We start from the raw sequence: 13,694 nt of genomic DNA on the forward strand, positions 1-13,694 counted from the left end.
CTAGGCAGCGCGGGTATCGTTCGGGGGATGTATCTCGGCGTCATCGTCAATCCGCAAGCGCGCAAGAACCGCGCCGCGCCGGACCGCGCCGCCCGACCGCAGGGTCGTATTGGGCTGTTGTGCAGCGGTTTTGCGCCCGTTGCCAGCGGTGCCGATTTCAAAGCTAGGGTGGCAGCCATGCCTGGATGGACCGCCGCGGACCTGCCGTCGTTCGCCGGACGCACCGCGATCGTCACCGGCGCCAACGGCGGCCTGGGCGAGGTGACCGCCCGTGAACTGGCCCGCGTCGGAGCCCACGTCGTCCTCGCCGTGCGCGATCTAGACAAGGGCGAGGCGGCGGCGGCGCGCATGGCCGGCGACATCGAGGTGCGCCGGCTCGACCTGCAGGACCTGACCTCGGTGCGCCGCTTCGCCGACGACACCGAGAAGGTCGACGTCCTCGTCAACAACGCCGGCATCATGGCCACCAACCACGCGGTCACCGCCGACGGCTTCGAGGGCCAGATCGGCACCAACCACCTCGGGCACTTCGCGCTGACCAACCTGTTGTTGCCCCGGCTGACCGACCGCGTCGTCACGGTGTCCTCGCTGCTGCACCACATCGGATTCATCAGCCTCAAGGACCTCAACTGGCAGTCCCGGCGGTATTCGGCCTGGCTGGCCTACGGCCAGTCGAAGCTGGCCAACCTCTTGTTCACCAGCGAGCTGCAGCGGCGCTTGCATGCCGCCGGTTCTTCGGTGCGCGCGCTGGCCGCCCATCCCGGCTGGTCGCACACGAACCTGCAAGGCAACTCGGGCCGGAAGTTTGGCGACGCGGCGGTGCTGGCCGCCGACCGGCTGGTGTCCACCGACGCGGACTTCGGCGCCCGGCAGACGCTGTACGCGGCATCGCAGGACCTACCGGGCGACACGTTCATCGGTCCACGCTTCGGCCTGTATGGCCGCGCCCAGCCGACCTGGCGAAATTGGCCGGCCAAGCGCGCGGCCACAGCCGGCGCGCTCTGGGATCTGTCCGAACAGCTCACGGCGACGAAATTCCCGCTCTGAGCAGCCGCCGATCGGCCCGACGGGCCGGCTTCGCGAGTCGCGGTTAGATTGGATGAATAACCGGTCGCTGAACCAACCCAGCTAACAGCGCAACGCAACGCCGCAAACAGGCGCGTGAGCGAGGAGGTCATCCCATGTCGACGACTGATGTGGCGGTGCTGCTGGCTTTGTTGGCCGCGCTGGCAGCCGCGGTCGGCAACGTGATCCGGCAGCGGTCGGCGCAGGAAGTGACTGACAAGCCGGTCGGCCACCTGACCCTGTTCGGCATGTTGTTGCGCGACACCCGCTGGTGGCTGGGCGGTCTGGGAGACATCTCCAGCTACTGCCTGCTTGCCGCAGCGCTCGACAAGGGCTCGGTGTTGTTGGTCATGTCGCTGCAAGTGACCGCACTGCTGTTCGCGTTGCCGATCTACGCGCGCGTGACGGGTCATCCGGTGACCCGCGCCGAGTGGCTGTGGGCGCTGGTGCTGGCCATCGCGCTGGCGGTCATGATCGCTGTTGGGCAGCCCGCGGGCGGTCATGAGCGCGGCGCGCTGGGAGCGTGGCTGGTGGTGGCCGTGGTGATGGGGCCGCCGCTGTTGCTGGGTCTGTTAGGCGCTCGGATCTGGGCGGACCGGCCGGCTGCGGCGCTGTTGCTGGCAGCGGTGGCCGGATCGTTGCTGGCGGTGTTCTCGGTGCTGATGAAGGGCGTCGTCGACATCATCGAACACAACCCGGGCCATTTGTGGCACACGCCCGCGCTGTATGCGTGGGTGGCCGCCGGGGTGGCCGGAATGATCTTCCATCAGTCGGCCTATCGCGCGGGCGCGCTGACCGCCTCGCTGCCGACGATCATCGTCGCAAAGCCGGTGGTGGCCGGGATCCTCGGAGTCGCCGTGCTCGGCGAGACCCTGAACGCGGACGGCACGCAGTGGTTTGTGCTGGGGGTGGCGTTCGCGGTGGTGATCGCCGCGACGGTGGGCCTGGCTCGCGGGGAGGCGGCCACGATGGCCGCCGGCGCCGGGCGTGACGTGAAGGTCCCCGCCCTGCCCAAGGCGGCCACGCAAGCCTGACTGGGGATGCGGCGCGGCCTCGTCAGCTCTCGCGGATCTCGAAGGTGAACTCGTGACCGCAGATGCAGATGCGGTCGCCGTCGGCCAGCGTCGCGCTGATACGAATCCGCTGTCCCGCCACCTCGACCCCGTTGGCCGACTGCAGATCTGTGATGACAAAGCTGTTCTGAGTGTCGACGATCACCGCGTGGTAGCGGCTGACGGTGTCGTCGTCGATGACGACGTCGTTGTCGGAGAGGCGACCGATCCTGGCGGTTTGTCCGCGCAGCGGATGGCGTCGCCCGGCGGCGTCGCGCAGGTGCGCGACGGCGGACTCGCGGGAGCCGTCGGCGGGCCGGCGCAGGGTCGCGGCGGCGCGCTTCGCCGTTGCGCGGGCGGCGTTTTGGACGTCCAGCGCCTCCTGCCGAAGGATGCGCTGATGAAGACCCCGCAACGTGGGCCCGGGATCGATGCCCAGATCGTCGGCGAGCGTCGTCTTCAGCCGACCGTAGGCATCCAGCGCGTCGTATTGACGCTCGGCCAGGTAATAGGCCGTTATCAATTGCGCCCACAACGGTTCTCGGTAGGGGTGCCCCGCGACTAGGGCTTCGAGCTCGCCGATCACGGAATGCGATCGCCCGCAGGCTATCTCGGCCTCGGCCCGCGCTGTCAGCGTCACCAGCTTGTCCTCGTTCAGCGCGGCGGCGAAGGTCTCCACGAATCCGAAGTCACGCAAATCCTCGAGCACCGGGCCGCGCCACTCGGCCAACGCCGTTGACAGGTGGCCGCTGGCCGCCTCGAACCGACCCACGGCGGCGGCCTGAATTCCGGCTCTTCGTTCGATGCCGAAACGGCCGAAATCGCAAGCCTCGTCTGGCACGTTGAGCCGATAGCCCGGTTGGGCGCTGACCAGAACGGCGGCGGCATCCGCGCCCGCGCCGCCCACCAGGCGGCGAAGCCGGGACACGTGCGCGTGCAGGCTCGCCCGGGCCTCGGGCGGCGGGCTCTGCTGCCATGCGGCGTCGATCAGCGAGTCGATCGGGACGGCGCGATTCCGATTGATCAGCAGGGTGGCCAGCACGGCACGCTGCTTTGCCGGCCCCAGCGGCAGGTCCGCGCCACCGGCGCTCATCTGCAACGGTCCCAACACCCCAAACCGGATAGCGCTGTAGGCCATCGGGCAACAATCCCTTCAACTCGGACTTCACCAGAGGTATACGCGCGCGTTGTTGCCACCGATGCAGGTGATCCAGCTGTCCCCGGGATGCTGCTGGCAGTGGACCAGGAAGTTTGACCCGTTGCACAACGCGCCGGGGACCGTCTTGCAGTCCACGGCACCCGGCGCCGAGACCGCCCGCGGCAGCGGGCTGGCGTTGCCGTATTCGCCCCAATACGACGTCAGCACGCTGTTGGCGAAAAGGCATGAGGTTTCCGGGGTTCCGCGCCCGGCGTGGGCGCCGAAGCCCGTGGCCGTCGGCAACGAGTAGCCCTGATCGCAGGATTGGTGCAGGCTGCTCAAGTCGGGTCCGGTGATCAGCGGGGGCGCCACGCCGCGCGCGGGCGGGGACTGCTCCCGCCCGGCCGGCCTATGCGCCAGGGTGGCGATCACCACGGCGGTGCCCGCCAGCACCAGGGTCGCTGCGCCCGCGATCGCCGCCGGCAGCACCCACCTCCGCCGCCGTCGGTCGCGAGGCTGCGCTGCGACGCGCGCGCCGACCGACAACGGCCGGGTGCCATCCGGACCGACTGTTGACCTCATGGCGTCGGTCAGGTCGTCCCCGCCCAGCGCCCGTTGCGCGGCGCGGGCGAGGCCACCCGCCGTTGCATACCGGTCCTCGGGGTCTTTGGCCATGCCTCGGGTCACGACTTCGTCGAGCGCGGCCGGAATCCGGGCATTCGCCGCGCTCGGGCGCGGGGGCGGCACGGCGAGGTGCGCCGCGACGAGGTGCTCCAGACTGTCCCCGGCGAAGGGGGCGTCCCCGGTCAGCGACTCGTACAGCACGCACGCCAAGGAGTAGACATCGACGGCGGGTGTCGTCACCTTGGCGTTAAAACGTTCCGGTGCCATGTAATTCAATGTGCCGATCTGAGTGCCCACGGTCGTCAGCCGGGGGTCGGCCTTGGCCTGGGCGATGCCGAAGTCGACGAGATACACGAAATCGGCCGGGGTCACGAGGATGTTCTGCGGCTTGACGTCGCGATGGATCAACCCTTCGGCGTGTGCCGCGTCCAGGGCAGCGGCGACCTGGCTGATGATGTTCACCGCCCGTGCGGGCGCCAGCGGTCCCTCCGCGATGACGTCCAGAAGGGTCCGTCCCCGCACGAGGCGCATGTCGATGTAGAGGCTGCCGTCGACCTCGCCCCAGTCGTGGATGGGGATGACGTGCGGTTCCTGCAGCGTCGCCGCCGCCTGGGACTCACGCTGGAACCTGGTCCGGAACGTGGTGTTGGTGGAGAACTCTTCGGCCAGCACCTTGAGCGCGACGGTCCGCCCCTTGGCGGTGTCGTAGGCCTCGTACACGACGCCGCCGCCGCCCTTGCCGAGCTGGCGCGTGATGTCGTACTTGCCGAACGTCGTGCCGACGCGCGAGTCCACCGCCACCGCCTCGATTCCTCGGTTACCGACGCAGTATCTCCCCTGGTGGCCGGCAACGCACCTGTTTGCCGCAAAGCCGCACGGCGCGGCCGGGACCCCGCGCAAGATTCGCGCAAGAAACGCGCAAGGTTTCCGCCGGAGGCTTTGCGTGACCGGGTGGCAAGGCCCGGACACGTTCACAGGAGCCCGATATGACCACCACCCCCCGCGCGACGTTCGCGCTGTTGGCCATGGCGACGATCGCCCTTGCGCCCACGGCATCCGCCGAGCCCGAGAGTCCTCAGCCGATGGCGGCCCACGGCGTCGAGGCCCCGCTCGGGGCCGTTCCCTGGTCGCAGGTCGGGCCCGGGTGGGTGCTCGCCATGTGGAGCCCGGCTCCCGGCTTGCACACCGGCGAAACACCGCCCCCCGGCGCACCGACCTGGCAGACGGCCACCACGACGCTGTACCTGGTCGACCCGGCGGGCGGCCGCTACCCGATCACCACCTTCCCGCCGCCGGGCGACGGCTCGCCCACCGGCCTGGTCGACTGGTCGGGCGACGGGACCCGCGCCCTGTTCGCCAGGAATGGCAAGGGCCAGACGGTCCTCACGGAGGTCGACCTGCGCAGCGGGACGAAGACGTCGTTCACCGTCGAACGCACCGACGACAAGCCGCGCTACACGCGCCCCGACGGCAAGGCGGTGCTGCTGCACAACTGGAAGGGCTCGCAACCCGGTTCGCTCGAACGGGTCGACCTCGCCGGCAACCATCAGCTGACGTACCCGGTGGGGCCGGACTTCGAGGGGTACCTTTCCACGCCGGATGGCGCGCGGCTGGTCCTGGGCACGGCCTCCGGCCTGGCTCTCATGGGCAACGACGGGGCGGTCGGCAGGGCGTTGCCGGTCGCCGGGCAGAAGGACTGCGCGCCGACGCGGTGGTGGGACAAGGAGGCCAAAATCGCCCTCACCCGCTGCGGCGACAGCTCCGCCGGGTCCCAGCTGTGGCTGGTGCCCATCGACGGCGGCGCACCGACCGCCCTCACCGCGCCGAACAACGGGCAGCACAGCCCCGATTACGGCGACCTCAACGCGTGGCAGCTGCCGAGCGGAACCTTCCTGCAGGCCGCCGGCGCATGCGGCGTCGTCTTCCTCGCCAAGCTCAACGGCGACGGCACGACATCACGGGTCTCGGTGCCCGGCGTGACGAGCGACAGCGTCGTCGTGGTCGGCGCCAATGGTGGCGACCTCCAACTGAAATCGAGGGCCGGCTGCGGCAGCGGCCAGTCACTCATCGACTACAACCCCGCGGCCGGCACGTCAACCGTGCTGCTCGGCCCCTCGGTCAACGGCGGCGGCGTCATCAGCGCGGTTCCCTACCAGGGACGAAAGAAGTGACATGACGAAAACTGCACGCCCCCAACGTTTTGCCAAGCGTTTCTTGGTGGTGGTGGCCGCCGTCGCGGCAACGATTTCCGCCGGTGCATGCTCGACGAGCGCACCCGACGCGGGGCCGGCCACGACCGCCATCGGCAACCCGGCGACGCGTTGCGAGACCAACCCGTCGTCCGCGCCGATGCCCAGCGCCGAGCCTTTGGGACCGGTGCCGGCCGCCGGCAGGATCTCCGTCGCGCTGAGCGGCATCCCGTCGGGGACGGTCAAGCCGGGTGACCCGCCGGTGGAGGTCGACGTGACACTGTGCAACGACTCGCCGGTCGCCTACCCCGAGGTCGGCGTAGTGCTGGTGCTGGAGCGCTGCAGTTGCGCGACAAACGGTTTGGGAATCACTGAGGGCACGGTCGAGCGCTTCGACCCGGCCGCGAACGCCTGGATCGAGCTCGACTATCCGTCCATCGGCACGGGAATGGACTACGTCACGGCGTACGAGAACGTACAGGAAATGCCGAAGGGCAAGGCCGTGAAGCTGCGCTACCGGATCGCGCTCGACGCCTCGATGACCGACGGCAGGGGCGGTGTGAAGGCGGTGGCCGTCACCCCCAAGCCCCTCGTGGTCCAGATCGGCAAGGCGGACCTGCCGTTCACCGTGTCGCACGCCCCGACGACCCCGTCGAATGGGCCGACTGCCCGCCAATCCGTGTTGCCTTTCACCGGCCTCACCAATCCGAGCAACATTGCGGTGGACGCGGCCGGCAATGTCTACCTCACCGACTCATGGAATGACCGGGTGCTGAAGTTGGCGACGGGGTCGAGCGAACAGACGGTGTTGCCGTTCACGGGCCTGAACAGACCCGCCGGTGTCGCGGTGGACAGCGGCGGCGATGTGTTCGTCACCGATGCGGCCAACAACCGGGTGCTCAAACTGCCGGCCGGATCGAATGAGCAAGCGGTGCTGCCGTTTACGGGCCTGGAGAATCCCCGCAACGTCGCGGTGGACGGCCGCGGCGACGTTTACGTCACCGACAACAAGGTGCGGATCGTCAAGTTGGTGGGTGGATCCAACGAACAGTCGGCCCTGCCGTTCACCGGCCTGAAGTGGCCCGGCGGCGTGGCGGTGGACGGGGCGGGCAATGTCTTCGTCTCGGATCCGAGCAACAAACGGATGCTCAAGCTGCCGACCGGATCTCGGGAACAGACGGTGCTGCCGGTCGACGGTCAAGACGGCCCCATTGCGGTCGACTCCGCCGGTGATTTGTACCTCGTCGACACATCGAACAAGCAGGTGTTGAAGTTGCCGGCCGGGGCGAATGACGCGACCGCACTGCCGTTCACCGGTCTCAACGGGCCCAACGCCGTGGCGGTGGACGGAGCCGGCAACGTGTACGTGCTCGACCGCAGCGGCTTCGGCCAAGTCGTGAAGTTGGCGGCGAGCTGATGCGGCGCACATTCGCGGCCTTGGTCCTACTGGCGGTCAGCGCCTTCGGCATCAGCGGATGCGGCGGCACTCCATCGTCGCCGCGGGCGATCGCACCGATGCCGGCGCCGGCGCACCGACAAAGCGTGCTGCCCTTCACCGGCCTGGAAAGTCCCCGCGATCTGGCGGTGGACGCCGTGGGCAACGTGTATGTCGCCGACCTTCATCACTCCGAAGACGAAGCTGGACACCCCCACGTGACCACCCGCGTGATCAAGCTCGCGGCAGGATCGAACACCCCTACGGTGTTGCCACAGTTTGCCCATGCCGGCCTGGTGGCGGACGCCGCGGGCGCCGTGTGGGTCATCGACGCCGCAAAAGAGCAATTGGTGAAGCTGGCGGCCGGGTCGGACATCCAGACCGTGCTGCCGTTGCCCGATCTCGGCTTGCGCGGCGAAGTACTAGCGGTGGACACCGCCGGCACCGCCTACGGCGTCGACGGCGGTGGGGTGTACCCCGACGGTGGGTGCTGCGTGCCCGTCCACGTGGTGAAAGCCGAGGCGGGGTCGCACGCCCCGACGGTGTTGTCGTTCGCTCACATCCTCGGCCTCGGCGGAATGGCGGTGGACGCGGCCGGAAACGTGTACGCGGGTGACTTCAGACGCGTGCTGAAGCTGGCGGCGCACGCGGACACCCAAACGGTGCTGCCGTTCGACCTTGGCAGCGTCGCAGGCGTGGCGGTGGACTCCGCCGGGGGCGTGTACGTGCTCGACGCCGAGCGCAAGCAGGTGCTCAAGTTGGCGGCCGGGGCCGGCAAGCCGATCGTGCTGCCGTTCACCGGCCTCAATCAGCCGGCAAGTGTGGCGGTGGACGCCGCGGGCAGCGTCTACGTCACCGACGTCGGCAACCACAACGTGCTCAAACTCTCGGTTGCCTGATGCGTTGCAACCCAACCACACTCAAACAGGAGACCAAGAATGAATCCGAAGCTGTCGGGTCTACTCGCCATCGCGATGGCGTCGTTCGGCGTCCTCGTCGCACCCACCGCAACCGCCGACGCGGGGTGCGGGCCGGGCGGGCCGCCGCCCGGCGCGGCGAGCAAGGACGTCAGCGAGGCCTACGGCAAGCCGGCCACGATGTGGATCACCAACACGGCTGTGGGCATCGCTACCGCCCAGGGCTACGGCGAGGCAAAGATACAGAGCCCCAGTCCCCTTCCACGCCGGGCGCTGCTCATCGACGCGCAGCAGGACGGTAATCACCAGATCATCGTCGACACCGGCCGGGAGGCGATCCTCTACGCGGTGTCCGGCTGCACGATCACCCCGGTTGTCGATCGGCAGGGCGAGTCCTTCCGGTTTGACCTGGGGCACCGGAGGGGCAACGGCGACGGCGTCGGTTGCAGCGACCTCGGCGACGGGCGTCAGCTGGTCGGCTTGCTACAGCTGCGCAACGACCAAGGCCACCCGCTAATGACGGTGCGCCGCACGGAGATCGACCTGAACGGTGCGACGGCCACGATCGGCCGCTCCGACACGGTCACCGTAACTTCGCTTCAGGACCCGGCATGGACCACCGCAGGCGCCATCACCTGCGGAGACCTGAGCATGCTGCGGGACGGCGTCCAGGCGCCTTACTAGACACAAGACTCACGCAAGAATCACGCAAGGCCTCCCCTACAGCCTTAGACACATGATGAAAGCTATCGCTTCGGCCAAAGAGGCCGTGACGAAAGGCGCGCTGGTTCCGATCGCGGCCGCGGCGGTGATCGCCGGCGCGGCGGGCTGCGGCGGGCACCAAGCGGGGCCCGCGCCGTCGTCGACCACATCGGTTGTGGCGCAAAGGCAATCGTCGTGCACCGATCTCGACGGAAGCATTGGACCCGATGGAATTTGCCACGCCCGTAGCGCCACCGCCACGTACACGATCGACATGGGTTTCCCCCTCGACTACCCGGAAATGCCGGCGGTGGTCGCCTTCCTGAAGCAAAATCGCGACGACTTCATCGACTGGGTCGCCGAGATTGGACCGCGCCAGAGTCGCGGCCGGCCCTACCAATACGCGGTGACCGCCAAGACGTATGGTTCGGGAGCCCCGGGGTCCGGCACCCAAAGCCTGGTGCTCAAGATCGACAATGACACCGGTGCGGCCCACGAAGGCCACCCGAACACCATCTTCCGGGCGTTCAACTTCGACCTCACCAAGCGCGCCCCGATCACCTTCGGCACGCTGTTCAGGCCCGGGACGCACCCGCTCGACGTGCTCAACCCGATCGTTCGGCGCGATTTGCACGCGCCGTCCGCCGACCTCGACGAAGAGAAGTACCAAAACTTCGGGATCACCGACGACGCGGTGATCTTCTTCTTCGGCCAGGACCAGGTGGTACAGGACAACGCCGGACCACACAAAGTCACCGTCCCCCGCACCGAGCTCGCATCGATGCTGGCGTAATCCGAGAAGGGAAACGAATCAACATGAACGTCAAAGCCATTCGAGCCCAACGCAAGCGATCCGCGTCAGCCGGAGCATGGCGCGGCCGGCTCGGCATCATCGCGCTGGCGGCGGTGCTGGCCGCCGGGTGCTCGTCGACCGGTTCGACCACGGCGCACGGTCCGGCGGCCCGCTCGGCCGCCGAGGCGCAGCCGGCGGCCCACGGTGTCGAGGCCAAGATCGAGACCATCCCATGGTCGCAGGTCGGCCCGGGTTGGATGCTGGCCCTGTGGAGCCCGGCCATCAGCCACCGACCCGGCGAGAAACGCGACCCCAACGAGCCCCACGCGGAGAAGGTCAGCACCACGCTGTACCTCGTCGACCCGGCCGGCGGACGCTACCCGATCACCACATTTGGGCCCGGCTCTGGAGCCCGGCTGGTCGACTGGTCGGGCGACGGGGCCCATGCGCTTTTCTACGCGACCAAAGCCGGCTCGGTGCATGACGAGACGGCAATCTCCGTCGACCTTCGCAATGGCAACCAGACCGCGTTCCCCGTCGTCGATGGCGGGCCCGTCGGCTACGCGCGCCCCGACGGCACGGCCGTGCTGATCGGCACGGGGCACTACCCGGCTCCGCCCTCGCTGCATCGGTTCGACCTCTCCGGCAAGCAGGAGCTGACGTATCCAGTGGGGCCGGACTATCAAGGGGGACCTCTGCCGACACCCGACGGCGCGCAACTGGTCGTCGGCTCCACCAAAGGCCTTGCCCTGATGGGCAGCGAAGGTACGTCCGGGAAGGAATTGCCGGTACCAGGGGACCTCACCGCGTGCCGGCCGGTGCGGTGGTGGACCCCGGCGACGGTGGTCCTCGCCCACTGCACCGACACCGCCCGTTACTCGCACACCGGCCAACTGTGGCGAGTGCCCGTCGACGGCACCACGCCGACCGCGCTGACCGCGGTCAACTCCGGAACCGGGCGCGATGCCGGATTCGACGGCGACCTCGGTGACACCGACGCGTGGCCGTTACCGAGCGGCACGTTCCTGCAGTCGATCGGCGGGTGCGGCACCATGTTCCTGTCGCGGCTGACGCCCGACGGGCACACCACGCGGGTGAAGGTGCCCGGCGTGTCCGACAGCGTGATGGTCGACGGCGTGAGCGGTGACAAGCTGGTCCTGGTCGGCAAGGCAGGCTGCGGGCCCGGCACTTCGCTGCTGGCCTACGACCCGGCGGCCAACACGTTCACCACCTTGCTCGGGCCGGCGGTCAATGGCGGCAGCGTGACGCAGGCGCTCGTGTTCCCGGCGCGGAAGTAGCGACGGGTTTATGTTGACCTGGTAGACTCGATATATTGCCAGATTAAGCCGCATATGAACGCCTGATTGGACGATAATTCGATCATGTTGCTTGACCATGTTTACTCGACTAACCTAGCGATATGACAGCACTGCCCGCCTTGCTCGACAGGGAACTTGCCAACCAGGGAATCGACGACAGCACGTTGGGCAAGAGCGACCTCGAATACGCGGAGGTAGCCATCCGCAGCCTCGTGACCCGCCTCAAGACGCGCACCACGTGGGAAAGCCACATCGGCCCGCTGTTGACCCACAGCCAGGCGCTGGATTTGACGAACTGGACCAAGCAGGCATTGAGCAACGCGGTGCGGGACCACCGCGTCCTTCGTCTCGACAGCGACGGCAATCACGCCTACCTGCTCGCGGGGTTCGACGATCAGTCGCCGGCGCGCCCACTGCCCGGTATCAAGCAGGTGCTCAAAGCGTTGGCCCCGTCCGATCCGCCTGGATGGGCCGCGGCATCGTGGCTGATGTCGCCGCAGCCGGAACTCGGCGGCAGAACGCCACGGGACGCGTTGATAGCGGGGATGGGTGACCAGGTCGCGACGCTTGCCGAGCAGGCGGCGGCGCGGCTGGCCGGGTGAGCCCGGCGTCCCGGGCTGTCGATCATCTCGCCAAACCACCGCCACCCGCCCGGCTCAAGGCGGCGTTTCCGGTCCGGGACTACGCGCCGGGCTCTGAGGTATTTCGCTCGCACGGCCATGGGCAGGAGCCTCGTTGGTTCAGTTGTTCTGGCGCGGGACGATTCGACCTCGCCACTCCCGACGGCACCTGTTACGTGGCCGAATCGGAGGTAGTCACGCTACTGGAGACGTGGGGCGGCCTCCAGGTAGTGCCCAATTACAAGGCAGCGGAACGCGACTCATCGTGCTTGCGCCTCGACAAGGGCGCTAGGGTGGCCGACCTGACCTCGAACCTGGCTATTCAGTACGGCGTCACCTCGGAGATCTTCAGCACCATCGACTACGGGCTGACCCAGCTGTGGGCGTCGGCTCTTCGGCAAGCCGGCTTTGGCGGGATTCGGTACTGGGCAAGGCATGACCTCGCGCACACCGCAGGGTGCCTCGCGTTGTTCGGTCCCGCCGACCCCAAAAAATCTCTCGCCGGCTTCGAGGTACTCAACACAGACCATCTGCCGGACCGTGTCGACCTGCTCGACGAGCTCGAACAACAGACGGGCATTGTGGTCTTGCCCGTCCCGCCAATCTAAGTAGGGCCGGCCTCGCGACGGAGAACGCCCTGAAGTAGACAGGCCAATTTCAGACAAACGAGCCCCGGGAATTCATGCCTTGGACACATAGGTGTTTTGCAAAAGGCATTTCACAACCGGTTTTGCTCGTCCTAGCGTCCTAACCGGGCTTAGAAACCCCTATGAGAACAGCCGCCCACCGACGCCTCGCGGCACGGCATGCCGACAATGTGCTTGAGCGCCGAACCCGCTGCGGGGCGTTAACTTCAAGGCATTAGCTGGGCTCGTAGCCGACACAGCGAATACCGGCCGCGGTTGCGGTGTTGTGTCGGCTATGGCCCGGACAGGAGACCCCACCATGAGCGCGCGCCACGTCATCCTCGCGACGACGGCCCTGTGCCTGCTGCTGAGCGGCTGCACCGTGTCTGCCACCGGGCGCCCGGTGGCAGACACGGACCTGGGGCATTGGCAGCCCCCGCGGATTCTCAACACGCGCCTGGACCACCTGCTGTTGACCGCCGGTGACGTCGACGCCGTGGGGCAAACCACGAATATGGTGTTGCGCAGGCCGATTTCGGAGATGTCGCACAGCGAGGACCAGGTCTCGGATCGCAACTGCCTGGATGCCTATTCGCCGGTCGAGGCCGCCGTCTACCGCGACAGCAGCTGGGTTGCGCTGGAAGGACAGTTCCTCGACAACGCCCGCGCGGCCGGCCAGCGCAAGCACGCACTGCTGCAGGCGGTGGTCAGGTTCCGCGACGCCGACGTGGCGCAGCAATTCTTCACCCAGGCCATACCGCGGTGGGCCGCCTGCGCCAACCGGCCACTGACGTTCAGCCAGCCCGGCGACCCGGCGGTCAAGTGGACTTTCGGCGGGCTGGCGGCGACCGACACGTCGCTGAGCCTGGTGCAGACCCTGGACAACGGCCACGGCTTCGCCTGCCAGCGTGCGCTGGGAGTGCGGAACAACATCATCATCGACACGCTGTGGTGTGGGTTCGACACCGCCAACCAGGCGGGCGACGTCGTTAGCAAGATCGCGTCCGCGGTCGAGGTGTGACCGCCTGGTACCGGTCGTGATTGCTGCTCGACCGTAGGCGAACGGCGTGACCAGATCCGCATCCTCAGAACTTCCAGGTGAGGGAGCTTTTACTAGATCTTGACTGCTTGTTGAATCGTCTTACCGACGATTGCGGACGTGACTACTCTTCTAGAGGTGGAACTGGGGGTTTTGGGACCTCTCCAGGTCCGGC

13 protein-coding genes are annotated in these 13,694 nt (G+C 67.8%); 11 read left to right on the forward strand and 2 right to left on the reverse strand.

The features are described 5' to 3' along the window. Positions 1 to 177: 177 nt before the first annotated feature. Together A5673_RS02975 and A5673_RS02980 are read left to right on the forward strand one after the other, a co-directional pair. A complete protein-coding gene (locus A5673_RS02975; RefSeq protein WP_068227031.1) occupies positions 178 to 1,047 on the forward strand; it encodes an oxidoreductase in 870 nt (289 codons plus the stop codon). Positions 1,048 to 1,181: 134 nt separating this feature from the next. Further along, on the forward strand, positions 1,182 to 2,099 hold the full coding sequence (locus A5673_RS02980; protein WP_068227017.1) for a DMT family transporter: 918 nt from the start codon (positions 1,182 to 1,184) through the stop codon (positions 2,097 to 2,099). A gap of 22 nt (positions 2,100 to 2,121) precedes the next feature. Here A5673_RS02980 and A5673_RS02985 read toward each other — a convergent pair whose 3' ends face one another. Together A5673_RS02985 and A5673_RS02990 are read right to left on the reverse strand one after the other, a co-directional pair. Continuing rightward, positions 2,122 to 3,255 (reverse strand): BTAD domain-containing putative transcriptional regulator, encoded by a 1,134-nt coding sequence (locus tag A5673_RS02985; protein WP_068227018.1) that lies wholly within the window; start codon positions 3,253 to 3,255, stop codon positions 2,122 to 2,124. Positions 3,256 to 3,282: 27 nt separating this feature from the next. Then, on the reverse strand, positions 3,283 to 4,674 hold the full coding sequence (locus A5673_RS02990; RefSeq protein WP_068227032.1) for a serine/threonine-protein kinase: 1,392 nt from the start codon (positions 4,672 to 4,674) through the stop codon (positions 3,283 to 3,285). A gap of 191 nt (positions 4,675 to 4,865) precedes the next feature. Here A5673_RS02990 and A5673_RS02995 point away from each other — a divergent pair, with 191 nt between their 5' ends. From A5673_RS02995 to A5673_RS03035, 9 genes are all read left to right on the forward strand, one after another. Beyond that, a complete protein-coding gene (locus tag A5673_RS02995) occupies positions 4,866 to 6,050 on the forward strand; it encodes a hypothetical protein (protein ID WP_068227019.1) in 1,185 nt (394 codons plus the stop codon). Between the two features lies 1 nt (position 6,051). Next, positions 6,052 to 7,485 (forward strand): NHL repeat-containing protein, encoded by a 1,434-nt coding sequence (locus A5673_RS03000; RefSeq protein ID WP_082958516.1) that lies wholly within the window; start codon positions 6,052 to 6,054, stop codon positions 7,483 to 7,485. Next, a complete protein-coding gene (locus A5673_RS03005) occupies positions 7,485 to 8,402 on the forward strand; it encodes a hypothetical protein (RefSeq protein WP_068227021.1) in 918 nt (305 codons plus the stop codon). Before A5673_RS03000 ends, A5673_RS03005 begins: the two co-directional genes overlap by 1 nt. A gap of 39 nt (positions 8,403 to 8,441) precedes the next feature. Next, positions 8,442 to 9,104, forward strand: coding sequence for a hypothetical protein (locus tag A5673_RS03010; RefSeq protein ID WP_068227022.1), 663 nt, complete (start codon positions 8,442 to 8,444; stop codon positions 9,102 to 9,104). A 52-nt stretch (positions 9,105 to 9,156) separates the two neighbouring features. After that, positions 9,157 to 9,915, forward strand: a complete 759-nt coding sequence (locus A5673_RS03015; protein WP_082958517.1) for an esterase — start codon at positions 9,157 to 9,159, stop codon at positions 9,913 to 9,915. Between the two features lie 23 nt (positions 9,916 to 9,938). Then, positions 9,939 to 11,213, forward strand: a complete 1,275-nt coding sequence (locus A5673_RS03020) for a hypothetical protein (RefSeq protein WP_068227023.1) — start codon at positions 9,939 to 9,941, stop codon at positions 11,211 to 11,213. Positions 11,214 to 11,335: 122 nt separating this feature from the next. Then, positions 11,336 to 11,836, forward strand: coding sequence for an antitoxin Xre/MbcA/ParS toxin-binding domain-containing protein (locus A5673_RS03025; protein ID WP_068227024.1), 501 nt, complete (start codon positions 11,336 to 11,338; stop codon positions 11,834 to 11,836). Further along, on the forward strand, positions 11,833 to 12,462 hold the full coding sequence (locus A5673_RS03030) for an RES family NAD+ phosphorylase (protein ID WP_068227025.1): 630 nt from the start codon (positions 11,833 to 11,835) through the stop codon (positions 12,460 to 12,462). Before A5673_RS03025 ends, A5673_RS03030 begins: the two co-directional genes overlap by 4 nt. A 337-nt stretch (positions 12,463 to 12,799) precedes the next feature. Beyond that, positions 12,800 to 13,501 (forward strand): sensor domain-containing protein, encoded by a 702-nt coding sequence (locus A5673_RS03035; RefSeq protein WP_068227026.1) that lies wholly within the window; start codon positions 12,800 to 12,802, stop codon positions 13,499 to 13,501. Positions 13,502 to 13,694: the final 193 nt, after the last annotated feature.

The organism is Mycobacterium sp. E3198 (genome assembly GCF_001667015.1).
GTDB lineage: Bacteria > Actinomycetota > Actinomycetes > Mycobacteriales > Mycobacteriaceae > Mycobacterium.